This window comes from Cellulomonas sp. RIT-PI-Y (assembly GCF_025642745.1).
In the GTDB taxonomy this organism is placed as follows: Bacteria; Actinomycetota; Actinomycetes; order Actinomycetales; family Cellulomonadaceae; genus Cellulomonas.
The window spans coordinates 1-25545 of the sequence record NZ_JANZKP010000040.1 but is presented as its reverse complement, the minus strand read 5'-3'; the positions used below and the strand labels follow the sequence as shown (position 1 = coordinate 25545).

Genomic DNA, 25545 nt, shown 5'->3' with positions numbered 1-25545 from the left:
CGGCTCAGCGGATCGGAGGTGCGCTCAGCCCCAGCGGCCGAGGGCGGTGGCCAGGAGGGTCAGGGCGACCGTGCCGGCGGTCGACGTGCGCAGGACGTGCGGGCCGAGCCGGACGGTGTGCGCGCCCGCCGAGACCAGCGCGGCGGTCTCCTGCTCGGAGATGCCGCCCTCCGGGCCGACCACGATCAGCACCTCGGCGTCCGTGCCCTCCGCGGGCAGCGCGAGAGCGCCGGACAGCGGAGTGGTCGCCTCCTCGTGCAGCACCAGGACCACACCGCCGGCCGCGACGACCCGTTCGGTCCGGGCCACCAGGGCGCGGCGATCGACGGACTCCTCGACCGCGGGCACCCAGGCCCGCCGGGACTGCTTGGCGGCCGCCCGGACGGTGGCGAGCCAGCGCGCCCGGGACTTGGCCGCGCGGTCGCCGCGCCAGATCACGATCGAGCGTTCGGCCTGCCACGGGACGACGGCATCGACGCCGACCTCGGTGGCTGCCTCGATCGCCATCTCGTCCCGGTCGCCCTTGGCCAGCGCCTGGACCAGCACCAGTCGGGGCGCGGAGGCGGGCTCCTCGACCCGGTGGCGCACCCGCAGGTGCACCCCCTCCGGACCGACCGACTCGATCTCCCCGACCAGGCGCACCCCGGCGCCGTCGACCACGTCGATCTGCTCCCCCGCCGCGCGGCGCTGCACCACCCCGGCGTGCCGGCCCTCGGCCCCGTGCAGCAGGTAGACGTCACCGACGTCGTAGCCCGCCAGCTGGCCCGGGTCGGTCACGAAGACCGGCGCCGTCATCAGCGACCCGAGAGCTTGTCGCGCAGCTTGGCGAACACCCCGGTGCTGGCGGCCTGCAGCCGGGCGTCCGGGCGCTCCTCGCCGCGCAGTGCGGACAGCTGCCGCAGCAGCGCGGACTGCTCCTCGTCCAGACCGGTCGGCACCTGGACGTCGACGTGCACGTGCAGGTCGCCGCGGCCGCCGGCGTGCAGGTGCCCGACGCCGAGGTTCTTCAGGGTGACCACCTGCTGCGGCTGGGTGCCGGGGCGCAGGTCGACCTCCTTCGGACCGTCCAGGGTGTCCAGGGTCAGCACCGTGCCCAGCGCGGCGGCGGTCATCGGCACCTGCAACGTGCAGTGCAGGTCGTCGCCCTCGCGCAGGAAGGTGTCGTGGCGGCGCTCGCGCACCTCCAGGTAGATGTCGCCCGCCGGACCACCGGCGGGGCCGACCTCGCCCTGGGCGGTGAGCTTGATCCGGGTGCCGGTGTCCACGCCCGCGGGCACGTCGACCTCCAGGGTCCGCCGCGAGCGCACCCGGCCCTCGCCCGCGCACTCGGCGCAGGGCTCGGGGATGACCGTGCCGAAGCCGTGGCAGGCCGCGCACGGCTGGGTGGTCATCACCTGGCCGAGGAACGACCGGGCCACCCGCTGCACGGTGCCGCGGCCGTCGCAGACCTCGCAGGTCCGCGGCGAGGTGCCCGGACGGCAGCAGGAGCCCGAGCAGGTCGGACACACCACCGCGGTGTCGATCGGCACCTGGCGGTGGGCGCCGAACGTCGCCTCGGACAGGTCCAGGTCCAGCCGGATCAGCGCGTCCTGGCCCCGGCGGGCACGCGGGATCGGGCCCCGCTGCCCCCCACCGGCCGCCGCGCCGAAGAACGTCTCGAAGATGTCCTGGAAACCGAAGCCGCCGGCCTGACCGCCGCCACCGCCGGGAGCGGTGGGGTCCTGGCCCAGGTCGTACATCTGGCGCTTGTCCGGGTTGGACAGCACCTCGTACGCGCGTTGGACGTCCTTGAACTTCTCCTCCGAGGCGGCGTCCGATCCGGCGACGTCCGGGTGCAGCTCACGTGCCCGTCGGCGGTAGGCCTTCTTGATCTGCTCGCCGGTGGCGTCGCGCGGGACGCCCAGGACCTCGTAGTAATCGTTCACAGAGTGCTTCCTCGATCAGGGGGGTCGTCGGTCGGGCTCAGTTGGCCAGGATGCGCGACAGGTAACGGGCGACGGCACGCACGGAGACGATCGTGCCGGGGTAGTCCATCCGGAGCGGGCCGAGGGAGGCGATCCGGGCGACCGCCGTGCCACCGCCGTCCGCGTCCGTGCCGTAGCCGGAGCTGACCAGGCTGGCCTCGATCAGCCCCTCGTGCCGGGTCTCGCGGCCGATCCGCACCGACACGCCCTCGTCCTCGGCGGCGTCGGACAGCAGCCGGAGCAGCACCACCTGCTCCTCCAGCGCCTCGAGCACCGGGCTGAGCGTGCGGGCCACGTCGGTGTTGCCGCGGACCAGGTTGGCGGTGCCGGCCACGACCACGCGCTCCTCGCTCTCCCCCGCCAGGGTGTCCTCGATCACCCCGACGACGGCGTGCAGCAGGGCGCCGGACTCCGGCTCGACCTCGTCCGCGATCCCGGCCAGGGCCGCGTCCAGGTCGGACAGCCGCCGACCGGCCGCCGCCACGTTGAGCAGCATCCGCAGCCGGGCGACGGTGGCCAGGTCCATCGGGTCCGCGAGTTCCAGCGTGCGCTGCTCGACCCGGCCGTGCTCGGTGATGATCACCACCAGCAGGTGGCGTTCCGCGACCGGGACCAGCTCCACGTGCCGCAGCGCCGTCCGGCGCAGCGAGGGGTACTGGACCACCGCGACCTGGTGGGTCAGCTGCGCGAGCAGCCGCACCGCCCGGTCGACCACGTCGTCCAGGTCGACCGCGTCCTGCATGAAGGTCTCGATCGCCCGGCGCTCCGGGGTGGACAGCGGCTTGAGGGTGGCCAGCCGGTCCACGAACAGCCGGTACCCCTTGTCGGTGGGCACCCTTCCGGCGGACGTGTGCGGCTGGACGATCAGCCCGGCCTCCTCCAGCGCCGCCATGTCGTTGCGGATCGTGGCCGGGGAGACGCCGAGGGAGTGCCGCTCGACCAGGGCGCGGGAGCCGACCGGCTCCTTGGTGGAGACGTAGTCCTCCACGATCGCGCGCAACACGTCGAGCCTGCGGTCCTCGGCCATCGTCCACCTCCTCCTGGTGCGTCGGGTAGCACTCTCGGACACCGAGTGCCAATGCTACGCCCCGGGTCCAGCCGCCTCCTGCTCGCGCCGACGGGCCACCAGGTCGAACCCGCCGACCACCAGCGCGATCGCGACCAGCGCCACCGTGACGAGCAGCGCGCGCCCGGCGGCCGGTCCGCCGTCCATGCCCGCGGACAGTCCGGAGTAGAAGGTGGACAGCACCACCGCCACCCCGAGCGCGGACCCGATCCGCTGGCCGACCTGCAGCATCGACCCCGCCACCCCGGCGCGCTCGACCGGCACGTTCGCCAGGGTCAGGGTCTGGTTCGGGGAGATGACCAGCCCGGAGCCCACGCCGGCGATCATCTGGGTCGCCGCCACCGCCCAGGCGACCGCGGGCGGGTCCACCACCCGGATCACCACGTCGGTCCCGGCGAGCCCGGCCAGCACCAGCACGAGCCCGATCACCACCAGCAGCCGGCCGTGCTGGGCCACCAGCTTCCCGGACCGCTGCGCCGCGATGGCCGACCCGATGGCGAACGGCATGCCGACCAGCCCGGCCTGCAACGGCGTGTACCCGGCGACCTGTTGCAGGTAGATCGTCACGACCAGGAACACCGAGGTGAACCCGGCGAAGTACGCCATCCCGAGCAGCGCGCCGTTGCGGAACGCCGGGTCGCCGATCACCCGCGGGTCCAGCACCGCCGCCCCGGTCCGGCGCTGGTAGGCCCGCTCCCACAGCACCGTCAGCACCGCGATCACCAGCCCGACCAGCAGCCACCACCACCGGGACGCGTCGTCGCCGCTGCCGGTGGTGGTGACGAAGGGCAGCATCACCGCCGTCGCCGCGAGCGCGATCAGCACCAGGCCGGGCACGTCCAGCCGTGGCCGGCCGCTCGCGGTGAGCGTCCCGGCGGGCCCACGGGGACGGGCCGCCGTCTTCGGCAGCCAGCGCATCGCCAACGGCAGCACCACCGCGACCACCGGCACGTTCACGAAGAACACCCAGCGCCAGCCCTGCTCCGCCCCGAACGCCTGGATGATCAGGCCGCCCAGCAGCGGACCGATCGCGGTGGACACCCCGATGGTCGCGCCGAAGTAGCCGAAGGCCCGACCGCGTTCGTAGCCGGAGAACAGCTGCTGGATCGTGCCGACGACCTGCGGGTTCAGCAGACCGGCGCTGGCCCCCTGCAACAGGCGCAGGATCGCCAGCACCTCGTCCGACGGGGCGAACCCGGCGCCCAGGCTGGTCACCGCGAAGCCGGTCAGCCCGATCAGGAACAGCCGTCGGCGACCGCGCGCGTCACCCAGCCGTCCCGCGGGCACGAGCACCAACCCGAACGCCAGGGTGTACCCGGCGACGATCAGCTGCAGCTGGCTGGCCGAGGCCTCCAGGCTCTGCTCGATCGACGGGAGCGCCACGTTCACGATCGAGACGTCCAGCATGGTGATGAACCCGATCGCCAGACACACCCCGAGGGCTCGCCAGCGGTTCGGATCCAGGTCGGCGTCAGCGGGGGATGTCACCGACGTGTCTTACCACGGCGCCAGGACATCCACACCTACGCTGCCGGACGTGAACGACCGTTACGGCTCCGACGTCCTGTCCTCCGGATCGCAGTCCGCGCACCGGCGACCCGCCTCCCGCCCGGTCCCCGCCGAGCGCGGACTGGTGGTCGAGGAGGTGACCACCGGCTGGGTCGGTGCGATCACCCGGGTGGAGAAGTCCGGTGGCGAGCACGTGGTCGTCCTGGAGGACCGGCACGGCCGGACCCGCACCTTCCGGCTCGGTCCGGGCTTCTGGATCGACGGCGCCCCGGTCGAGCTGGTCCCGCACCGGCCTGCAGCGGCGGCCACCGGTCCGCGACGCACCGCCTCCGGGTCGCTCGCCGCCCCCGATCAGCGCGCCCGGGTCGCCCGCGGCTCCCGGATCTGGGTGGAGGGCAAGCACGACGCCGAGCTGGTGGAGAAGGTCTGGGGCGACGACCTGCGCGCCGAGGGCGTGGTGGTCGAGCTGCTGCAGGGCGTCGACAACCTGGAGGACGCGCTGCGCGACTTCGACCCGACCGTCGGGCGCAAGGTCGGCGTGCTGGTCGACCACCTGGTGCCCGGGTCCAAGGAGCAGCGGATCGCCGACGCGGCGCTGCGCACGGTGACGAACGGCACCGTGCTGGTGCTCGGTCACCCGTACGTGGACGTGTGGCAGGCGGTCCGCCCGCAGCGGATCGGGCTGGAGCGCTGGCCGGTGATCGAGCGCGGCACGGAGTGGAAGCGCGGCATCCTGCGCGAGCTCGGCTGGCCCGCGGACGAGCAGGCGGACGTCGCCCGGGCCTGGCAGCGGATCCTGCGCAGCGTCCGCAGCTACGCCGACCTGGAGCCGTCGCTGCTCGGCCGGGTCGAGGAGCTGATCGACTTCGTGACCGCCTGAGGAACGACGGAGCGCCGCCGTCCCGGGTGGGACGACGGCGCTCCGGTGGACGACTCAGGCCGCGACGCCCTCGCCGTGCAGGCGACGGAACACGAAGCCGGAGACCAGCATGGCCAGCGGCGTGGTGACCAGCGCACCGATGCCGCACAGCGAGCCGCCGATGGACGAGGCCACCAGCACGACCAGGTAGAGCAGCGCGGCGGTGGCGAAGTTCTTGTAGGCCAGCTGGAAGCTCGCCTTGATCGCGTCGATCGCGCCCAAGCCCTTGTCGATCACGAAGAACAGGGTGAACTGGGCGAAGAACGCGAACACGATGCCCGGCAGGTAGAGCAGCGCGGTGCCGATCCCCGTGCCCAGACCGACCAGCAGCGCCGCGAGCAGCACGGTGCCGACCCGGTCGATCCGGAAGAAGCTGCCGAAGCTGGTGCGCCCGGTGTTCATCACCTCGGTGACCACCCGGATCACCGCGGCCTGCACGAAGGCCGCGAACAGCAGCACGAGCGCGAAGAAGATCAGGTAGGCGCCGAAGGCCGCCCCGGCCGCGCCCGGACGCACGTTCCCGTAGGCGTCCGTGGCCGCCGCCGTACCGCCGATGATGATGCTGAAGAAGATGATGATCAGCACCACGAGCGCCGCACCGTAGACCGCCAGGCCGCCGATCAGCGGGCCGGCGTTCTGGGTGAACTTGCCCCAGGCCCAGGAGAAGCCGTCGCCGATCGCGGAGCCGGCAGAGGGCTGGGCGTACCCCGCCGGACCGCCGTAGGGCTGAGCCGCGGGCGGCTGCTGACCGTAGGGCTGGCCGTAAGGCTGCTGCGGCTCGCCGTAGGGCTGCTGCGGCTGACCGTACGGCTGCTGCGGAGCTCCGGTCGGCGGCTGCTGGCCGTAGGGCTGCTGCGGCTGACCGTACGGCTCCTGAGGCGCTCCGGTCGGCGGCTGCTGGCCGGAGGGCTGCTGTCCGTACGGCTCGCCCGCCGGGGGCTGCTGTCCGGCAGCGTTCGGGTCGTCGTCGCGCGGCGGGGTCGCGCCGGTGGGGTCAGTCATAGCAGGCCTCCTCGTCCCGGGCGCGCATCGCCCAGCGGAGACAGCGAACCGAAACCGCGTCAACAGTGTCAAGACGACGCACTGGTGGACAGGTTCGCCCATCCGGCACTCAGGATCGCTACTGTCACTGCGCAGCCATCCGTGCCCCACCCGAGCAGGAGTACCCATGACGCAGCCCCAGCAGCCGCAGCCGGACCAGCCCTGGAACGACCGGCCTGCCGGCGAGCCGCAGTACGGCGCACCGACCGGCCAGCCCTACGGCGCACCGGGCCAGCCCTACGGCGCCCCCGCCGGCGGTCCGCAGCAGCAGTACAGCGCCCCGACCGGCGCACCGCTCACCCCGCAGGACGAGAAGCTGTGGGCGATCTTCAGCCACGTCGGCGCGATCCTGTTCAGCTTCGTCGCGCCGCTGATCATCTGGCTGGTCTACCGGGGCCGCGGACCTTACCTCGAGGACCAGTCCAAGGAGGCGCTGAACTTCTCGCTCACCGTGCTGATCGCCTACATCGGCACCAGCATCCTGGCCGCTGTCACCTTCGGCCTGCTGAGCTTCCTGGTGCCGCTGGTCAGCGTCGCCGCGCTGGTGTTCGGCATCATCGCCGCCGTCGCGGCCAACAAGTACACCTGGTACCGCTATCCGGTGTGCCTCCGCCTGATCAAGTGAGCCGCCGGTGCGCCGGGCCGCACCGTCCGGCGCACCGCCCGCTCAGTCCGTGAGGTCGCGGACCACGGCGTCGGCCAGCAGTCGCCCGCGCCGGGTCAGCACCACCCGCGGCACGTCGACCCCGCGGCCGAGCGCCGCCAGCCCGTCGACCAAGCCGTCCGCCACCAGTGCGGCCACCCGGGTCCGAGCGGTCGAGGACAGCGCCGACACCGGCAGTCCCTCCCGCAGCCGTACCGCGAGCATCACCCGCTCCAGCTGGGCGCTCTCCGGCTCGATCAGCTCCCGGCCCGCCGCCGGGCTCACCCCCGAGGCCAGCCGGTCCGCGTAGGCCCGCGGGTGCTTCACGTTCCACCAGCGCGTCCCGCCGACATGGCTGTGCGCACCGGGACCGATCCCCCACCAGTCGTCGTTGCGCCAGTACGCGAGGTTGTGCCGGCACGCGTCGTCCGGGGTGCGCGCCCAGTTGCTCACCTCGTACCAGGTCAGCCCGGCCGCGGAGAACAGGTCGTCGGCCAGCTCGTACTTGGCCGCCTGGTCGTCCTCCTCCGGCAACGGCAGGTCCCCGCGCCGCACCTGCACCGCCATCCGGGTGCCCTGCTCGATCACCAGCGCGTAGGCCGAGATGTGGTCCACCCCGGTGGCCAGCGCCGACTCCACACTGGCCCGCCAGTCGTCGAGGCTCTCCCCCGGGGTGCCGTAGATCAGGTCCAACGACACCGCGAGACCGGCGTCCCGCGCCCAGCGGACCACGTCCGGGATCCGGCGCGGGTCGTGGGTCCGGTCCAGGGTGGCCAGCACCCGCGGCACCGCGGACTGCATCCCGAAGGACACCCGGGTGAAGCCCGCCGCCGACAGTGCTGCCAGGTCGTCCGGGGTCACCGAGTCCGGGTTCGCCTCGGTGGTGACCTCCGCGCCCGGTGCCAGACCCCAGGAGTCGCGGACCCCGTCCAGCATCCGCGCCAGGTCCCGGGCGGGCAGGACGGTGGGTGTCCCGCCCCCGACGAACACGGTGCCGACCGGGCGTTCCGGCAGCTCCGCCTCGGCCAGCACCCGACGGGCCAGCGCGATCTCGCTCAGTGCGGTCTCCGCGTAGGACGACTGGCTCGCACCGCCGCCCAGCTCGGTCGCGGTGTAGGTGTTGAAGTCGCAGTACCCGCAGCGCACCGTGCAGAACGGCACGTGCAGGTAGATCCCGAAGCTGCGGTCGGCGGCGCCGTCCCGGACGGTCTCCGGCAGCCGGCCGTCCTCGGGGGCCGGGTCGCCGTCCGGCAGCGCGGGGGCCATCACGCCCGGAAGGCCGTGCGATCGGACTCGGTCAGCCCGTCCGCCCGGAAGGTCGTCGTACCGCGGTCGCGCAGCTCGGCCGCCGCGCGCAGCAGCGCCCCGTAGGCCGCGGACGCCAGCACGCCGCCCACGGACACCCGTCGCACGCCGACCGCGCCGAGCTCGGCCACCGTCGGTCCGTCCGCCCAGGCCAGGACGTTCACCGGGACCGGCACCGCGCGCACCACCGATTCGACCTCCGCGAGGCTGCGGAGCCCCGGCGCATACACGCAGTCCGCTCCGGCGTCCGCGTAGGCCCGCAGCCGGGCGATGGTGTCGTCCAGGTCCGCGATGCCGTACAGCGGGTTCTCGCAGCGCGCGGTCACCACCAGCGGCGCCCCCGGGACCCGGTGCGACGCCGCCACGGCGGCGGCGACCCGCTCGACCGCCACGTCCAGGGCGCGCACGCTCCCGGTCGCGGCGTCGTAGTCCTCGATCGACACCCCCGCGGCACCCGCGTCCGCCAGCAGGGCGACGGTCTCCCCGACCCCGGCGGCGTCCTGCGCGTACCCGTCCTCGGCGTCCACCGAGAACGGCACCCGCAGCACCCCGGACACGGCCCGGACGTGCGCCAGCAGCTGCGCACGGCTCAGCCGCAGGTCCTCGGTGCCCAGCGACCAGGCCAGACCGGAGCTGGTGCTCGCCACCGCCTCGAACCCGGCGTCCGCGAGCAGCAGCGCCGATCCGGCGTCCCAGGCGTTCGGCAACGCCCAGACCCCGGGCCGCGCGTGCAGCTCGGCGAACCGCCGCCGTGCAGCGTCGTGGCTCACTTCTTCTTGGCGTCCTTGTCCTTGGCCGGAGCGGCGTCGGAGGACAACGCCGCGATGAAGGCCTCCTGCGGGACGTCGACCCGGCCGATGGTCTTCATCCGCTTCTTGCCCTCCTTCTGCTTCTCCAGCAGCTTGCGCTTACGGGTGATGTCACCGCCGTAGCACTTGGCCAGCACGTCCTTGCGCATCGCGCGGATCGTCTCGCGGGCGATGATCCGGGAGCCGATCGCGGCCTGGATCGGCACCTCGAACTGCTGGCGCGGGATGAGGTCCTTCAGCTTCCCGGCCATCATCAGGCCGTAGGCGTAGGCCTTCTCCTTGTGCACGATCGCGCTGAACGCGTCGACCTGCTCGCTCTGCAACAGGATGTCGACCTTGACCAGATCCGCCGCCTGGTCGCCGATCGGCTCGTAGTCGAGCGAGGCGTAGCCGCGGGTCTTCGACTTCAGCTGGTCGAAGAAGTCGAAGACGATCTCGGCCAGCGGCAGGTGGTAGCGCATCTCCACCCGGTCCTCGGACAGGTAGTCCATGCCCTGCATGTCGCCGCGCCGGGTCTGGCACAGCTCCATGATCGCGCCCACGAACTCGGTCGGCGCCAGGATCGTCGCCTTCACCACCGGCTCGCGGACCTCGCGGATCTTGCCGCCCGGGAACTCGCTCGGGTTGGTGACCAGCACCTCGCTGCGGTCCTCCATCGTGACCTCGTAGATCACGTTCGGCGCGGTCGAGATCAGGTCGAGGCCGAACTCGCGCTCCAGCCGCTCGCGGATGATCTCCAGGTGCAGCAGGCCCAGGAAGCCGACCCGGAAGCCGAAGCCCAGCGCCACCGAGGTCTCGGGCTCGTAGTTCAGCGCCGCGTCGTTCAGCTTCAGCTTGTCCAGCGCGTCGCGCAGCGCCGGGTAGTCCGACCCGTCGATCGGGTACAGCCCGGAGAACACCATCGGCTTCGGGTCGGAGTAGCCGCCCAACGCCTCGGCGGCCGGTCGGTGCTGCTTGGTGACGGTGTCGCCCACCTTCGACTGGCGCACGTCCTTCACACCGGTGATCAGGTAGCCCACCTCACCGACGCCCAGCCCCTTGGTCGGCACCGGCTCCGGGGAGATCACCCCGATCTCCAGCAGCTCGTGCGACGCCTTGGTGGACATCATGGTGATCCGCTCGCGCGGGTTCAGGTCGCCGTCGACCACCCGGACGTAGGTGACCACGCCACGGTAGGTGTCGTAGACCGAGTCGAAGATCATCGCCCGGGTCTCGGCGCCCGGGTTCCCGACCGGTGCCGGGACCAGCTGCACGATCCGGTCCAGCAGCGCCTCCACGCCCTCACCGGTCTTGCCGGACACCTTGAGGCAGTCCTCCGGGTCGCCGCCAATCAGGTTGGCGAGCTCCTCGGCGTACTTCTCCGGCTGCGCGGCGGGCAGGTCGATCTTGTTCAGCACCGGAATGATCTGGAGGTTGTTCTCCAGCGCCAGGTACAGGTTCGCCAGGGTCTGCGCCTCGATGCCCTGCGCCGCGTCGACCAGCAGCACTGCACCCTCGCAGGCGGCCAGCGACCGGGAGACCTCGTAGGTGAAGTCGACGTGTCCCGGGGTGTCGATCATGTTCAGGGCGTACGGGACGAGGGTGCCGGCTGCGTCCTCGACCGCCCAGGGCATCCGCACCGCCTGCGACTTGATCGTGATGCCGCGCTCGCGCTCGATGTCCATCCGGTCCAGGTACTGCGCCCGCATCGCCCGGGAGTCGACCACCCCGGTGAGCTGCAGCATCCGGTCGGCGAGAGTCGACTTGCCGTGGTCGATGTGCGCGATGATGCAGAAGTTGCGCAGCAGGTCCGGAGAGGTCGCGGCTGGCGCGATGCGCTGGGACTGGGCAGGCGTCGGAATCGGGGACACGGTCACTCTCGGCTTCACGGGACGGGGACTGGCACCATCGTCCCATGCCCACCGGTTCATGGCTGCCCGCCCTGCGGATCGCCCAGGACGCCTTCGGCGACCTCCTCGGCACCGCCGACCCCGAGGCACCGGTTCCCGCCTGCCTGCCGTGGACCGTCACCGACCTGGCGCTGCATCTGGCGAACATCCACCGGTGGGCCGCGGGCATGGCCGCCGGTGGCAGCGAGGACGACGACGACACCGTGGGCCCCCGGGACCCGCTCGCCCTGCGCCGCTACTACCGCGACGCCGCCGCACACCTTCGCGCCGCCCTGGACCGGCTCGGCCCCGACTTCCCCGCCCTGACCCTGAACGGACCCGGGCCCGCCTCGTTCTGGCACCGCCGCCAGCTGCACGAGACCCTGGTCCACCTCGACGACCTGGCCACCGCGAACGCTCGACCGCAGCCGGTGACCGATCCCCTGCTCTGGTCCGACACCGTCGACGAGGTGGTCACGGTCCTCACCCCGCGCCAGCTCCGACTCGGGCGGATCGCCCCGCTGGGCGCCACGCTCACCCTGCACGCCGCCGACACCGATCGCCGCTGGAGCCTCGGCACCACCGGCCCGGCCGCCACCGTCACCGCCGACGCGCACACCCTCGCCCGGCTGCTCTGGCGCCGCACCGGCCCGTCCGGCCTGGAGCTGACCGGCGACCGCCGCGCCGCTGATCTGCTGCTGTCCACCGCCCTCACGCCGTGATGGACCCCACGACCGGGTGACGTACCCCGACTAGGGCTCACCGGTCTCCGCCTGGTAGTCTCGTCAGTCGCGTGTCCGCCCGGGTCGGCGGGCACTAGTTCGATTCCTCTCCGCGGGTGTCCCCACGCCCCAGTCCCGGAGTCGGACGCGCCCTCTACGACCTGTCCACCGCTTCGGCGAACACCAGAGGAAGTCCACAACGTGGCCAACATCAAGTCCCAGATCAAGCGGATCCGTACCAACGAGGCGGCCCGGCTGCGCAACAAGGCCGTGAAGTCCGAGCTCAAGACGTACATCCGCCGCGTGCGCGAGGCTGTCGCCGGTGGCGACAAGGACGCCGCGACCTCCGCCCTGACCGTCGCGTCGAAGAAGCTCGACAAGGCCGTGTCGAAGGGTGTCATCCACGAGAACCAGGCTGCCAACAAGAAGTCGGCGCTGGCGAAGGCCGTGCACACGCTCTGACGCGTCGCAGCTTCGAGAGGGGCGTCATCCCGGCTGGGATGACGCCCCTCTTGTCGTCCCCGGGGCGGTGCGCGCCGGGAACGAGCGGTGCTCCGGATGGCGGGGCGCGGTGCGGGGTCCGGAGACAGTTCGAGGGCGTCATCCCCCCTGCAGGATGACGCCCTCGAGTCCTCTGGGACCGGCTGATCAGCCGATCGCTTGCGCCCACAGCTCGCGAACCGGGGTGGGCACGTTCGCCGGGTACCCCGCCTCGCGGAGTGCGCGGTCGTACGCGGCGGCCGCCCGCGCGACCTCGCCGTTGCCCTGGAACCGATCGCCCAGGTCGCGCCACACCGCGGCGGACTGCCGGGAGGCGGTCATCATGCTCAGCATCTCCGCGGCCCAGCTGTAGGCACGGGCGGCCGAGTCGGTGTCACCGAGCGCGTGCAGCGCGTCGCCGAGAGCGACCTGAGCGTCCGCGTTCTCCAACCGGGTCTGGCCGGCGAGGCGGTCCAGCGCGGTGCGTGCGTGCGCGACGGCCAGCGCGGCGTCCCCCAGCAGGAGATGGGCCCGGGACCGGTTGATGTCGACCTCCGCCAGGTCCACCTCCGACCCGAGCAGCTTCAGCTCCGGCTCGGCCAGGTCCAGCTGTTCCAGCGCCAGCGCGGGCTCCGCCGGGTCGCCGCACAGCAGCAGGTAGGCGAAGTTGCCGCGCAGTCGCGGCAGGTCACGGCTGATCTCGCCGTCGTCCAGCAGCGCGAGCGCCCGCTCGGTGTAGCGCTTGGCCAGCGTGTAGTCCCGGCGCTGCTCCGCGACGACCGCCGCGTTCCAGTACACCGAACCGCGCCCGCGGGGCGTCCCGAGGCGGTCCGCCTCGCGGATCAGCTCGGCGGCTCGCTGCGTCGCGTACAACAGGTCGCCGCGTGCGACGTTGACCCAGATCAGGGTCGACCCCAGGCGCAGGTGCTCGTCCGTGCCCACCAGGCCGGCGTCCTCGAGGTCGCTCATCGCGGCGTCGCCGATCTCGCCCGCGCGGGCCAGGTCTCCGCTCTCGATGTAGTCACCGGCGAGAGCCGTGGCCGCCGTCGCGAGGTCCAGGGTGTCGCCGCTCTCCCGCAGGTCCTTGACCAGGGGCTCCAGGATCGTGACCGACTGCTCCAGGTCGCCGAGCTTCTCGTGCGCGTTCGCCAGCGCCAGCAGCGCCTTGATCCGCACCGGCCGGGTGACCACGGACAGGTCGAGCCCACGCAGCCGCTCGACGGCGGAGCCGAACTCACCCGAGACCAGGTCGAGCTGGGCGTAGTCGAGCGCCAGTCGCGCCTGAGCCTCGGCCGGTCCCTCGTCACCGAACTTCAGGTACTCGACCGTGAGGCCGAGCCGTTCGGCGAGGACCGCCAGAGCGGCATCGGTGGGCTCGCGCCGACCGGATTCGATCAGCGAGACGTAGCTGGGCGAGAGCTTGTCGCCCGCGAGCGCGGTCTGCGAGATCTGCGCAGCAACCCGCGCCTGGCGGACGCGGTCACCCATAGTCGTCATGGCAGTCAGAGTAGCTGTTACAGCGCCCGACAGCGAGGACGTCACCCGTTCAGAGCGCGCGGTGCGCGAGGACACGGTCGGCGACCGCGGGGCTCACAGCGCGGGACGGCAGCAGTTCCCCATGATGACGACAGGCCCGGCCGTGGCGGGGGCGGTGGTGCCCAAGGACAGGACGGCGACCACAGCGGCGGCGGCGAGGACCTTCAGCGAACGGCGCATGACTACTCCAAGGGACGGATGTTGACTGGTTGTCAGAGAAATCATGACAAGCAGGTCCGGGACACGCCAAGCCCGAATCGGACGTTGGGCGTTTCACCCCTAAACGGGTGAAACCGGACCGGACACGTCGCGGCTGACCTGCGCATCGCTGCAGGTCGACAGGTCGAGCGAGGTCACCGAATCCCACGACTCCGGGTCATCCGTGCCGTTCACTCGGACGGGTGCGTGGATCCCACCGGGACCCGTCACGCCCGCGACGCCGAGCGACGCGGACGGAGTCCCGCCGCGGAGAGCGCGCGGTCGAAGGCGCGGGACGCCGCCTCGGAGGCTCCGCCCAGGTGCAGTCGGCTGCCCAACGCGCGCCAGAGCGCCGCCGACTCCCGACCGTCCCCCGCCGCTTCCAGCACGCCGGAGGCGCGCTGACACAGATCCCGCGCGGCGGCCGTGCGGCGCCCGGCCATCAGCACGTCGGCCAGGGCGATCATCGCCTCGACCTGCCAGGCCGGTGCGGGCTGCACACCGTGGCCCAGCGCGGATTCGGCCCAGCGCTCGGCCTCGGCGAGGTCGCCGAGCAGCAGATGGGCTCGCGAGTGCTCGACGTCCAGCGTCACCAGGTCGACCGGGCCGCCCAGGACGGCGAGCCCGGAGCGCGCGGCGGACAGCTGGTCGAGCGCCACCTCGATCGCGGCGTCCTCCCCGTGCAGCGCCGTCGACCCGTAGTGCAGGCGTGCCCGGAAGAAGTCGCGATCACGGGCCCCCGGCCCGTCCCCCATCAGCTCGACGGCGGACCTGGCATAACGCCGCGCCCAGTCGAACCGCCCGCTCTCCTTCTCCGTGGAGGACAGATTCCACAGCACCGCCGCCCGGCCTGCCACCGACCCGGCCGCGGTCGCCTCGGCGAGGAGCTCGCGTCCACGCTGCCGGGCGTGGACGAGGTCACCACGATCGATCTGGGCCCACATCAGCGTGGCGCCGACCCGCAGCCGCTCGTCCGGATCCACCTCGTGCCCGGCGATCGTCGCGAGCGCTCGGGTGCCCACCCGGAGTGCCACGTCCTGGCGGCCTCCGACGATGTAGAGGTACAGCAGTCCGCGGGTGAGCGTGAGCACGTCCTCCGCGCGCTCGTGCGCGACGGCATCCTCCCAGAGCGGCTCCAACCCGGTGCGGGCCGCCTCGAAGTCGCCGCAGAGCTCCTGGGCGTGCGACAGCAGCACCGCCGTCGACGCCCGGTGCTGCACCGGGACCACCGCAGGGTCGAGCCCCGAGAGTCGTTCCCGCGCCGATTCCGGGTCACCGGCCGCCAGGTCCGCCGCGGCCAGGTCGCGGATCTCCAGCGCGGTGGCCGGCGGCCGACCCCCCGCCGTCCCTCGCCGCAGCCAGTCCGGGCTCACCCCGAGCCGGTGGGCGAAGACGCGCAGCACCTCCGTGCCCGGCTGACGCACATCCGCTTCGATCCGGGAGACGAAACTCGCGGAGACTCCGGCTCCCGCCAGATCGCTCTGGGTCAGCCCCGCGGCGAGCCGTGCCGCACGCAGACGCGCGCCCAGGGTCGTCATCGTCCGGTTCCCCCCGTGGTCTCCTCCCGCCCGTCGCCGCAGGTTACCAAGGCGTCCATGGCACGTTGTCATGGTGGGCTTGACGTCAGGATGACCCGGAGATGCGGTATATGTGCGCGCATACATACGGCCGTACGGGTGAACTTGCGCCGATCTGCCCCGATTCCATGGGGGTTGGGTGGATGAATGCCGGATCCGCGGGTGTCACATGCGGAATTCGTGTGTTGTCATAGCCGACATGACACGACCCGAGGGTGAGCTCAACCGGCTCCTCACCGCCGACGTGGAGTCCGCGTTCCCGTCGCTGCTGCGGCAGCAGTGGGACGTGCACGTCGCGGCAGAGCGGGTCGTGGTCGGACGCCAGGGCATTTTCTCCCCGAGGCTGCACCCGTTCGGGTACGAGCTGGCGTTCCGCACCTCGCAGTCGGCCGCCGGGGTGGACGCGGCGGGCTGGACCGACCTGCAGCACGAGCGAGCGACCAGTGCGGTGCTCCGGGCCACCTTCGGCCGGGCCGACGTGGACGAGGTGGGCCACGGGCGCTGGCTGTTCGTGCGGTGCCCGCGGGCCTTCCTGGTCGGGACCCTGCCGCTGCCGTCCCGGCCCGACCGGCTGGTGATCGAGATCCCGGCGGCGACCCGGATCGACGAGGAGATCCTGCGCGGGGTCCGGCGCCTGCGGGAACGCGGCTTCCGGGTCGCGATGTCCGGATTCGTGTCCCGTCCGGACCAGCGGATGCTCCTGCCCCAGGCCGACTTCGTGAAGATCGACGCCCGGGACCTCGACATCGAGGGCGAACCGGTGGTCGAGCTGGCCCGCTCGCACGGGGCTCTCCTGGTGGCGGAGTTCGTCGAATCCAGCGTGGAGCTGCGCGGGTCGCGGCAGCTCGGATTCGACCTCTACCAGGGGAACCTGCTGGAGAAGTGCCTGCTGCTGGACCGCAGCGCCGCGCCGCTGGTCGGGCCGGACCACGACAGCATCGGTCGCCTGATCTGACCGGACGGCCCGGGCACGGCACATGCCGGTCCCGGGCTCCCGGTGGGGCTCAGCCACCGAGGACGGTGCGCCGAGCCGGTCCGGTCCCGCTGATCAGCCCCGCTGGGCCGCCGCCCGCGCGATCCGGAGCACCGCGCGCTCGACCGCGAACTGCGGGTCCCGGCTCGCGCCCTTCACCTCGGCGTCGGCCTGCGCCACCGCGGTGATCGCCTCTGCCAGCGTCTCCGGGGTCCAGTGCGCCAGTTCCTTGCGCGTCCGGTCGATCTGCCAGGGCGCCAGACCGAGGTCCCGCTCAGCGCCCGCCCCGCGGCCACGCACGGTCGAGACCTTGGCCAGCATCCGGAGCCGGGCCGCCAGCGCGGCGACCAGCGGCACCGGGTCGACCCCGGTGGCCAGCGCGTGCCGGAGCAGCGAGACCGCCTCCCCCGAGGACCCCGCGACCGCGGCATCCGCGACCCGGAACCCGGTCGCCTCGATCCGGCCGCCGTAGTAGCGCTCGACCACCTCGACGCCGATCACGCCGGTGGTGTCGGCGATCAGCTGTCCGCACGCGGCGGCGAGCTCGCGCAGGTCGGAACCGACCGCGTCGACCAGTGCCCGGACCGCCCGGGCGTCCATCCGCCGGCCCGCACGGCGCAGCTCCTGGGTGGCGAAAGTCGCCTTGTCCGCATCCCGCTTCATCGCCTCGCAGGCGATCACCGGGCAGCCCGCCTGCTTCACGGTGTCCAGCAGCTTCTTGCCGCGCTGTCCGCCGCCGTGCCGCAGGATGAGCACCACGTCGCTCTCCGGGGCTCCGACGTAGCGGATCGCGTCGGTGATCAGCTCGTCGGTGCCCTTCTCCACGTTCTCCACCACGATCAGGCGGTCCTCGGCGAACAGCGACGGGCTGGTCGCCAGGACGAGCTCGCCGGCGGCATAGGCCGAACCGTCGATCCGGGTCACCTCGACCGCGGCGTCCCGCTCCCGGGCCAGCCCGATCAGGCGGTCGACGGTGCGCTCGGCCAGCAGCGCCTCCGGTCCGGTGACGAGCACGACCGGCGCCAGCTCGGCCTCGTCCCAGGCCAGACCGGCCGGTCCGGACCGGGCGGCGCCACGGGCGGGACGGCGGGAGGCGGTGGCAGCGGGCACGCCCCTAGGGTGCCATGCCCCGACGACACCGGAGCAGCAGGGCGAGTCCCGCGCCGGTCGCGACCACCAGGGTGAGCAGGCCGGGCCATCCCGCCAGCCAGGACACCCGGGCGCCGGGCAGGGCGGCGCAGCACCGGGCCACCGCCCCGATCCACCAGCAGCCCGTGCCGGCGACCGCCGCGCAGAGCTCGGCGCCGAACGGCCACCAGCCCGCACACAGCGCCGCGAGCAGTCCGCCGACCGTCGCCGGGGCCACGGCGGGGGCCGCGACGAGGTTCGCCGGGACCGCGTAGAGCGACACGGCCGGATCGATCAGCAGGATCACCGGGGCGCACGCGGCCTGCGCGGCGACCGGGACCGCCAGTGCCACGGCCAGGGCGGACGGGACCCGGCCCGACGTCCACCGGCCGGCCAGTGGTGCCGCCAGCGTCGCGATACCGCCGGTCGCGACCACCGACAGCAGGAATCCCAGGTCCGCGCACAGCCACGGATCGGCGATCAGGAGCACCAGCACCGCGGCCAGCAACGCCGGGACCGAGCGCGACGGCCGTCCGACCGCGATCCCCAGCACGCCGATCCCGCCCATCAGCGCGGCGCGCACCACCGTCGGGCCGGGGCCGACCAGCAGGACGAAGCACCCGCCGACCGCCGACACCGGCAGCCAGCGCCACCGCCGGGGCACGCCGCACCAGGACGACAGAGCGAGCACGACCGCACCGATCATGCTGAAGTGCGCACCGGAGACGGCGGTCAGGTGGGCCAGCCCGGACGTCTTCATCGCGGCGTCCAGCGATCCGAGCGCCGAGGTGTCCCCCACCGCCACCCCGGGCAGCAGGGCGCCCGCGTCCCCCGGGAGGTCTGCGGCCAGCGACGTCAGGGCGTGGCGTCGGCTCGCGAGCGCCGACGTCAACGGGTCGGGCCGGTCCCGGGTGCTGATCTCGCCCCGCACCCGGCCGATCGCGACAGCACGGTCGTGGCCGCTGGCGGACGGGGACAGCCGTGCCGTGAGCACGACCCGGGTCCCGGCGTCGGGGCCGTCCGGCACGAACAGGCGCACGGCCGCCCCCGAGGGGGACCAGGCCGCGGACGAGCCGACCGGCCGCAGCGCCTCGACGGAGAGCAGGACCTGCCACGTTCCGGGTGCTCCGGAGGCGAGCGCGGACGAGGACCGTACGGTGCCGACCAGCTCGACCGTGCTGCCGGACCGGGCGAGCTCGGCGATCCGGCCGGCGTCCCGGGCCGCGATCCGGGCGGCGCAGCTGAGGCTGAGCAGGAGGACCGTGCCGCAGACCAGGAGCGGTGACCCGAACCGGGGACGGGCGGACCGGTCACGCCCGATCGCCGGTCGACGGACGAGGAGAGCCGCCAGTGCCAGCGCCGCTACGACCCCGAACAGCCCGGAGGCCACGACGGGTGCAGCCGTCAGGACCAGTGCGCTCGGCCAGACCGCCAGGGCGGGAACGGCCAGGCGCAGGTCGACCGCGCTGCGATCGGGCGGCTCGTGGTGGACGGCCGTCCCGCCGTCCGTGGTCACACCGTCGCCCGATCGCGCAGGTCGGCCAGCACCGACGGCCCGATACCCGACACCCGGTCCAGGTCGTCGACGCTCGTGAACGGGCCGTTGGCCTCCCGGTCCTCGACGATCCGGGCCGCCAGCACCGGTCCGACGCCGGGCAGCTCCTCCAACTGCGTGGCGGACGCGCGGTTGAGGTCGATCAGCCCGCCGTCCGCCATGGACCCGGTGACGTCGGCCGCGATCTCCCCGGGCGCGGGCACCCGGACCTGCGCACCGTCCTGCACCGGCGCGGCCAGGTTGAGCGCGGCCAGGTCGGCGTCCGGCAGCGGACCGCCCGCCGCGTCCACCGCGTCGGAGACCCGTGCACCGGTGGGCAGCTCCACCAGGCCCGGTGCCGCGACCTGCCCGACCACGTGGACCAGCACGGTCGACACGGCGGACGGCTGCTCGTCCGGGGACGCCGGGGTCGCGGTGGCCCGGGGCTCCGCCAGCTCGACCGGGGTCCCGGACACCGCCGACAGGGAGCGGAACACCGCGGTCCCCGCGATCAGCGCCAGGGCGAGCAGGGCGATCGCCGCGGTGCGCGGCGCGATCTGCCACCGCAGGCGGTGCCGGGCTCTCCGTGCGCCGGGCACCGGGGCGTCCGACGGCACCGTCGCGGCCGCGGCGGTGAACCGGGCACGGGCCGCACTGGTCCGCCGCTGCTCATCGGGCGGCTGCGGGGCTGCCACGAGCGGCACTCCCCGGATCGGCGTCGCGACGTCGGCGTCCTGCGCGTCGACCGCCTCCGCCCCGGGCCAGCCGCCCAGCCGCTCCCCCGCCGTGTTCCTCGTCATGTCCGCAGGCTAGGAAGCGGGCGCCACGGTGCCGATCCCGTGCCGGCCGTCCTGGGGACCACGGCCCTCGGCGCTCAGCTGTGGACAGTCGTAGCCCGCTCAGGCATCGACGACGATGACCGCGAGCGCCCCTGCGCCCAGGTGCCCACCGAGCACCGCACCGACCTCGGCGACCCGGATCTCGACCGCGCCGTCGACCTCGTGCAGCTGCTCGGCCATCGCCTCCGCGGTCTCCGCCCGTCCGAGGTGATGCACGGCGATCCGCACCGGGCCCGAGCGCCGGGCCGCCTCGTCCCGCGCCAGCTGCACCAGTCGGTCGCGGGCCGCGGACCGGGTACGCACCCGCTCCACCACGTCGATCCGCCCCTCCCGCAGCGCGAGCACCGGACGCAGGCCGAGGACCGTGCCGAGCGCGGCGGCCGCGGCGCTGATCCGGCCGCCGCGGCGCAGGTGGTCGAGCGAGTCGACCACGAACCAGGCGGAGGTGGAGCGCCCGACCCGTTCGGCCTCGGCGGCGACCGCGGCACCGTCGCCGTCGAACCGGGAGGCGACCCGCGCCGCGAAGCCGAGTCCCAGGCCGGCGCTCAACGAGTCGACCACGTGCACCGGCAGCGGGGCGAGCTGCGCGGCCAGCCCCGCCGCCCGGACGGTGCCGGAGAGCCTGCCGGACAGGTGCACCGACACCACCTCGCGCACGCCCTGGTCGGCGAGGTGCTGGTACACCTCGGCGAAGGCCGCGGGGGCGGGTTGGGACGTGCTGATCCGTGCGCCGCCGGACACCAGCTCGAGCAGCTGCGCGGCGTCCAGGTCGACCCCGTCGCGGAATCGCCGGTCACCGGCGGCGACGTCGAGCGGGACGACCGTGATCCCCCACTCCGCGGCCTGATCCGGGCCGAGCGCCGCTGTGGAGTCGGTGACCACCGCGACCCGGGGCACGACCGAGCCGGGCTGCGACCGCCGTGGCAGCCGCAGCCGGCCGATCAGAGCCGGCAGACCGCTCAGGCCGGCACCACGTTGACCAGCTTGGGCGCCCGGACGATCACCGTGCGCACCCCGCGACCGTCCAGCGCGCGCTGCACGTTCGGGTCGGCGAGCGCCGCCTCGGTGAGCGCCTCGTCGGAGATGCCGGGGCTGACCTCGGCCCGCCCCCGGACCTTGCCCTGCACCTGGAACACGCAGGTCACGGTGTCGTCCACCAGGTACTGCGGGTCCACCGTCGGCAGCGGCTCGTGGCCGAGCGACCGCTCGTGTCCCAGGCGCTGCCACAGCTCCTCGGCCAGGTGCGGGGCGATCGGCGCGGTCATCAGCACCAGCGACTCCGCCACCGACCGCGGCACGGCGGGCAGCGAGGTGAGGTGGTTGTTCAGCACGATGAGCTTGGCGATGGCGGTGTTGATCCGCATCGCCGCCATGTCCTCGGCCACGCCCGCGATCGTGCGGTGCAGCACCCGCAGGGTCTCCACCGTGGGCGCCTCGTCGGAGACGGTCAGCTCACCGGTGTCCTCGGAGACGACGTTGCGCCAGACCCGCTGCAGGAACCGCTGGGCGCCCACCACGGCACGGGTCTCCCACGGGCGGGACAGGTCCAGCGGCCCCATCGACATCTCGTAGACCCGCAGGGTGTCCGCGCCGTAGGCCTCGTACATCTCGTCCGGGGAGACGACGTTCTTCAGCGACTTGCCGATCTTCCCGTACTCCTGGAAGACCTCCTCGCCGTTCCAGCTGAAGCCGGAGCCGACCGCTCCGTCCTCGACGACCTCCGCGGCGGGCACGTGCGCACCCCGCGCGTCGGTGTAGGCGAAGGCCTGGATGTAGCCCTGGTTGAACAGCTTGTAGAACGGCTCGCGACTGGCGACGTGGCCCAGGTCGTAGAGCACCTTGTGCCAGAACCGGGCGTACAGCAGGTGCAGCACCGCGTGCTCGACGCCGCCGACGTACAGGTCGACGCCGCCGATCCCGTGGGTGTCGCCCGGGTTGTGGCCCGGCCCCATCCAGTACTGCTCCAGCTCCGGGTCGACCACCTGGCCGGTGCGGTGCTCCGGGTCCAGGTAGTGCAGGTAGTACCAGCAGGAACCGGCCCAGTTCGGCATGGTGTTGGTGTCGCGGCGGTAGGTCTTCGGGCCGTCGCCCAGGTCCAGGGTCAGCTCGACCCAGTCGGTGTTCCGGCTCAGCGGCGCCTCCGGCGAGGAGTCGGCGTCCTCGGGGTCGAAGGTGCGCGGCGCGTAGTCCGGCACGTCCGGCAGATTGACCGGCAGCGCGGAGTCCGGCAGCGCGACCGGCAGGTCGTTCTCGTCGTAGACGATCGGGAACGGCTCGCCCCAGTAGCGCTGGCGGCTGAACAGCCAGTCGCGCAGCCGGTAGGTGATCGTGCGCTCGCCCGCGCCCTCGGCCTCCAGCCAGTCGATCATCCGGGTCTTGGCGTCGGCGACCGGCAGCCCGTTCAGGCTCAGCGACTCGTTCGCGGAGTTCACCACCGCGCCGTCGCCGGTCCAGGCCGCGTCCCCCGCGAAGTCCGCCGGGGTCTCGACCGTGTAGACGATCGGCAGCTCGAAGGCCTGCGCGAAGGCGAAGTCCCGGGCATCGCCGCCGGGCACCGCCATGATCGCGCCGGTGCCGTAGCCCATCAGGACGTAGTCCGCGATGAAGACCGGCAGCGACTCGCCGTTCACCGGGTTCAGTGCATAGCCGCCGGTGAACACACCGGTCTTGCGCCCCGCGTCGGCCTGGCGCTCCACGGCGGTCTTGGCCGCGGCCTCCCGGCGGTAGGCGGCGACCGCGTCGGCCGGGGTGGCCGCGCCGCCGCGCCACACCTCGGGCACGTCCTCGCCCCAGGCGTCGCCCGCACCGGCCACGATCTGGTCGACCAGCGGGTGCTCGGGGGCCAGCACCACGTAGGTGGCGCCGAACAGGGTGTCCGGGCGGGTGGTGAACACGGTCAGCGCGTCGTCGGCGTCGGTCACCTCGAAGTGCACGTGCGCACCCTCGGAGCGGCCGATCCAGTTCCGCTGCATCGCGGTGACCTTCTCCGGCCAGTCGATCAGCGCCAGGTCGTCGGCCAGCCGGTCGGCGTAGGCGGTGATCCGCATGTTCCACTGCCGCAGCGTGCGCTGGAACACCGGGAAGTTGCCGCGCTCGGAGCGACCGTCGGAGGTCACCTCCTCGTTGGCCAGCACGGTGCCCAGACCCGGGCACCAGTTCACCGGGGTCTCGGAGACGTAGGCCAGGCGCTGTCCGTCGATCACCCGGCGACGGGCGACCTCGTCCAGGTCGGCCCACGAGCCGCCGTCGGGCAGCTCGCGACCGTTCTCGTACGCCTCGACCAGGGTCGACACCGGGCGTGCGGCGCCGCGGCCACCGTCCGGCCGGACCGCGTCCTCGTCGTACCAGGACTCGAAGATCTGCAGGAAGATCCACTGCGTCCAGCGCACGTAGCCGGGGTCGATGGTGGCGAAGGACCGGCGCGGGTCGTGGGCCACCCCCAGCCGGCGCAGCTGCCGGGCCATGATCTCGATGTTGGCCTCGGTGGTGCCGCGCGGGTGCTGTCCGGTCTGCACCGCGTACTGCTCGGCGGGCAGGCCGAAGGCGTCGTAGCCCAGCGCGTGCAGCACGTTGTCGCCCTGCATCCGGCGGTGGCGGGCGACGACGTCGGTGGCGATGTACCCCAGCGGGTGGCCGACGTGCAGGCCCGCGCCGGAGGGGTACGGGAACATGTCCATCACGAAGAACGGCTTGGCGCCGGGCTTCGCGTGGCGGCCGTCGCCGTCGGTCAGCTCGCCGCCGGGGTTCGGGGCGTGGAAGGTGCCGCGGTCGAGCCACTCCTGCTGCCACTTGAGCTCGATCTGCTCCGCGAGGGCCGCGGTGTAGCGGAACGGCACCTCGGCGGGCGCGCTGGACTCAGGGCTGCTGGGGGAAACGGGCGAGGTCACCCGGCGGAGTCTACCGAGCCGAGGACCTGCTCCGGCCCACGGTCACCGCGACCGCCACGACGGCGCAGCCGACCACGGCCAGCCCTGCCCCGACCCAGGCCGGCGCCAGGTAGCCGAGACCCGCGGCGATCACCAGACCGCCGGACCAGGCACCGAAGGCGTTGCCCGCGTTCAGCGCCGAATGGCACAGCGCCGCGCCCAGCGACGGCGCCGCGGGCGACAGGTCCATCAGCCAGGACTGCAGGCCGAGGCCGAGCACCTGGGAGGCGACGCCGAGGGCGACCACCGCGAGCACGCCGGGCACCAGCCAGGCACCGAGCAGCGCGATCAGCACCAGCGCCAGGATCGTGGTCAGGAAGCCGATCAGCACGGTCCGGATCACCGACCGGTCGGCGAGCTTCCCGCCGAGCAGGGTGCCGATCGTCATGCCGACGCCGAACAGCGCCAGCACGATCGGCACGGTGGCCTCCCGCATCCCGGTCACCTCGGTCAACAGCGGGGAGATGTAGGAGTACACCGCGAACATGCCGCCGAAGCCGATCGCCCCGGCCCCGGCCGCCACCCACAGCCCCGGGTTGCGCAGCGCGACCAGCTCCGAGCGCACCGAGGCGTGCTCGGGCACGGTCATCCCGGGCAGCCAGCGCCACAGCGCGAGCAGGGTCAGGCCCCCGAGCACCCCGACGGCGACGAAGGCGATCCGCCAGCCGAGCAGCTGCCCGAGCACCGTCGACAGCGGGACGCCGACCACGTTCGCGATCGTCAGCCCGGCCATCATCGTCGCCACCGCCTGACCGCGACGACCCGGGCCGGCGACGTACGCGCCCATCACGGCGCCGACCCCGAAGAACGCGCCGTGCGGCAGTCCGGCGACGAACCGGGCCACGACCAGCCAGCCCGCGGTCGGGGCCAACGCGGACAGCAGGTTGCCGAGCGTGAAGGCGAGCATGAGCACCAGCAGCAGCGTGCGCCGGTTCATCCGGGCGGCGATCGTGGTCAGCAGCGGCGCACCGACCACCACCCCGAGGGCGTAGGCGGTGATGACGTGCCCGGCCTGCGGGATCGTGACGTCCAGGTCCTCGCTGATCAGGGGCAGCAGGCCCATGGTCGCGAACTCGGTGGTGCCGATGCTGAACCCGCCCAGCGCCAGCGCCAGCAACGGCAGCCGGGCACGGCGGACGATCGGGTTCGGGTCGAGGACGTCCTGGGTCATGCGCTGTGCTCCTGCGGTCGAGAATCCTGCCGCCGGTGCACACCGAGGGGACGGTGGGTGCGGCAGCCCGTTCCGTCGAGCGCCGTCGCTGTTCCGGTCGGATCAGCCTACTGGGACGGCGTACCCGCTCCGTCGAGCAGCACCCAGATCGCCCGGGCGGCCGGCTCGCCGAGCTCCACCGTCCGCGGGTCGCTCCCCGGCGGGGTGAGCCGGACCGAGGTCATCCCGGCGAAGTCGCGGCGCTCGACGACCTCGACCCGCGCGTCCAGCACGACGCCGATCTCCGCCAGGTAGCGCAGCAGCCCGGGGTCGGAGTCGGAGATCCGGGCCACGGTGC

The 25545-nt window shown here is 73.2% G+C and carries 23 protein-coding genes; 5 read left to right on the top strand and 18 right to left on the bottom strand.

The genetic code is table 11. The features are described from left to right. Positions 1–24 precede the first annotated feature (24 nt). Genes OGL89_RS12480 through OGL89_RS12465 form a run of 4 tightly spaced genes read right to left on the bottom strand, consistent with a single transcriptional unit; the run spans position 25 to position 4518 of the window. Positions 25–795 carry a 16S rRNA (uracil(1498)-N(3))-methyltransferase gene (locus tag OGL89_RS12480; protein WP_263120474.1) on the bottom strand — a complete coding sequence of 257 codons (771 nt, stop codon included), beginning with the start codon at positions 793–795 and terminating at the stop codon, positions 25–27. After that, positions 795–1925 (bottom strand): molecular chaperone DnaJ, encoded by a 1131-nt coding sequence (dnaJ, locus tag OGL89_RS12475; RefSeq protein WP_263120473.1) that lies wholly within the window; start codon positions 1923–1925, stop codon positions 795–797. Before dnaJ ends, OGL89_RS12480 begins: the two co-directional genes overlap by 1 nt. 37 nt (positions 1926–1962) lie before the next feature. Continuing rightward, positions 1963–2991 (bottom strand): heat-inducible transcriptional repressor HrcA, encoded by a 1029-nt coding sequence (gene hrcA, locus OGL89_RS12470; RefSeq protein WP_263120472.1) that lies wholly within the window; start codon positions 2989–2991, stop codon positions 1963–1965. Between the two features lie 54 nt (positions 2992–3045). Continuing rightward, positions 3046–4518, bottom strand: a complete 1473-nt coding sequence (locus OGL89_RS12465; RefSeq protein ID WP_263120471.1) for an MFS transporter — start codon at positions 4516–4518, stop codon at positions 3046–3048. A gap of 49 nt (positions 4519–4567) precedes the next feature. On the opposite strand from OGL89_RS12465, the gene OGL89_RS12460 reads away from it, so the two are divergent. After that, positions 4568–5419, top strand: coding sequence for a DUF3097 domain-containing protein (locus OGL89_RS12460; RefSeq protein ID WP_263120470.1), 852 nt, complete (start codon positions 4568–4570; stop codon positions 5417–5419). Positions 5420–5473: 54 nt separating this feature from the next. On the opposite strand, the gene OGL89_RS12455 is transcribed toward OGL89_RS12460, so the two are convergent. Next, positions 5474–6460 carry a hypothetical protein gene (locus OGL89_RS12455; protein ID WP_263120469.1) on the bottom strand — a complete coding sequence of 329 codons (987 nt, stop codon included), beginning with the start codon at positions 6458–6460 and terminating at the stop codon, positions 5474–5476. A gap of 166 nt (positions 6461–6626) precedes the next feature. On the opposite strand from OGL89_RS12455, the gene OGL89_RS12450 reads away from it, so the two are divergent. Beyond that, the gene (locus OGL89_RS12450; RefSeq protein WP_263120468.1) at positions 6627–7124 is read left to right on the top strand and encodes a DUF4870 domain-containing protein; all 498 of its coding nucleotides are present in this window, start codon (positions 6627–6629) and stop codon (positions 7122–7124) included. A gap of 42 nt (positions 7125–7166) precedes the next feature. Here OGL89_RS12450 and hemW read toward each other — a convergent pair whose 3' ends face one another. Genes hemW through lepA form a run of 3 tightly spaced genes read right to left on the bottom strand, consistent with a single transcriptional unit; the run spans position 7167 to position 11106 of the window. Beyond that, entirely contained in the window at positions 7167–8408 is a 1242-nt protein-coding gene (hemW, locus tag OGL89_RS12445; RefSeq protein ID WP_263120483.1) for a radical SAM family heme chaperone HemW, read from the bottom strand. Further along, a complete protein-coding gene (locus tag OGL89_RS12440) occupies positions 8408–9217 on the bottom strand; it encodes an isocitrate lyase/phosphoenolpyruvate mutase family protein (RefSeq protein WP_263120467.1) in 810 nt (269 codons plus the stop codon). The genes hemW and OGL89_RS12440 overlap by 1 nt, the downstream gene beginning before the upstream one ends. Beyond that, positions 9214–11106 (bottom strand): translation elongation factor 4, encoded by a 1893-nt coding sequence (gene lepA, locus OGL89_RS12435; RefSeq protein ID WP_263120466.1) that lies wholly within the window; start codon positions 11104–11106, stop codon positions 9214–9216. Before lepA ends, OGL89_RS12440 begins: the two co-directional genes overlap by 4 nt. Before the next feature lie 44 nt (positions 11107–11150). Between lepA and OGL89_RS12430 the strand changes: the two genes are divergently transcribed. After that, a complete protein-coding gene (locus tag OGL89_RS12430; RefSeq protein WP_263120465.1) occupies positions 11151–11846 on the top strand; it encodes a maleylpyruvate isomerase family mycothiol-dependent enzyme in 696 nt (231 codons plus the stop codon). Positions 11847–12047: 201 nt separating this feature from the next. Beyond that, a complete protein-coding gene (rpsT, locus tag OGL89_RS12425) occupies positions 12048–12308 on the top strand; it encodes a 30S ribosomal protein S20 (RefSeq protein WP_263120464.1) in 261 nt (86 codons plus the stop codon). Positions 12309–12494: 186 nt separating this feature from the next. Here the strand turns inward: rpsT and OGL89_RS12420 are convergent, their stop codons facing one another. The 3 genes from OGL89_RS12420 to OGL89_RS12410 form a co-directional block, all read right to left on the bottom strand. Further along, the gene (locus OGL89_RS12420) at positions 12495–13823 is read right to left on the bottom strand and encodes a helix-turn-helix transcriptional regulator (protein WP_263120463.1); all 1329 of its coding nucleotides are present in this window, start codon (positions 13821–13823) and stop codon (positions 12495–12497) included. Positions 13824–13916: 93 nt separating this feature from the next. Further along, the gene (locus OGL89_RS12415; protein ID WP_263120462.1) at positions 13917–14042 is read right to left on the bottom strand and encodes a hypothetical protein; all 126 of its coding nucleotides are present in this window, start codon (positions 14040–14042) and stop codon (positions 13917–13919) included. Between the two features lie 245 nt (positions 14043–14287). After that, positions 14288–15598 (bottom strand): helix-turn-helix transcriptional regulator, encoded by a 1311-nt coding sequence (locus OGL89_RS12410; protein WP_263120461.1) that lies wholly within the window; start codon positions 15596–15598, stop codon positions 14288–14290. Positions 15599–15836: 238 nt separating this feature from the next. Here OGL89_RS12410 and OGL89_RS12405 point away from each other — a divergent pair, with 238 nt between their 5' ends. Next, positions 15837–16592 (top strand): EAL domain-containing protein, encoded by a 756-nt coding sequence (locus OGL89_RS12405; RefSeq protein ID WP_263120460.1) that lies wholly within the window; start codon positions 15837–15839, stop codon positions 16590–16592. 93 nt (positions 16593–16685) lie between these two features. On the opposite strand, the gene holA is transcribed toward OGL89_RS12405, so the two are convergent. The 7 genes from holA to OGL89_RS12370 all read right to left on the bottom strand — a co-directional run. Next, complete coding sequence (holA, locus tag OGL89_RS12400) at positions 16686–17657, bottom strand: DNA polymerase III subunit delta (RefSeq protein WP_263120482.1); 972 nt, start codon at positions 17655–17657, stop codon at positions 16686–16688. A gap of 67 nt (positions 17658–17724) precedes the next feature. Beyond that, a complete protein-coding gene (locus OGL89_RS12395) occupies positions 17725–19254 on the bottom strand; it encodes a ComEC/Rec2 family competence protein (protein WP_263120459.1) in 1530 nt (509 codons plus the stop codon). After that, a complete protein-coding gene (locus OGL89_RS12390; RefSeq protein WP_263120458.1) occupies positions 19251–20072 on the bottom strand; it encodes a ComEA family DNA-binding protein in 822 nt (273 codons plus the stop codon). Before OGL89_RS12390 ends, OGL89_RS12395 begins: the two co-directional genes overlap by 4 nt. 99 nt (positions 20073–20171) lie before the next feature. After that, positions 20172–21008 (bottom strand): DegV family protein, encoded by an 837-nt coding sequence (locus OGL89_RS12385; protein WP_263120457.1) that lies wholly within the window; start codon positions 21006–21008, stop codon positions 20172–20174. Between the two features lie 62 nt (positions 21009–21070). Continuing rightward, positions 21071–23998: a leucine--tRNA ligase gene (gene leuS / locus OGL89_RS12380; RefSeq protein ID WP_263120456.1), complete on the bottom strand. Its 2928-nt coding sequence runs from the start codon at positions 23996–23998 to the stop codon at positions 21071–21073. 10 nt (positions 23999–24008) lie between these two features. Continuing rightward, complete coding sequence (locus OGL89_RS12375) at positions 24009–25208, bottom strand: MFS transporter (protein WP_263120455.1); 1200 nt, start codon at positions 25206–25208, stop codon at positions 24009–24011. Between the two features lie 107 nt (positions 25209–25315). Continuing rightward, positions 25316–25545: FeoA family protein (locus OGL89_RS12370; protein WP_263120454.1), on the bottom strand; the 230-nt coding region annotated here is incomplete at its 5' end.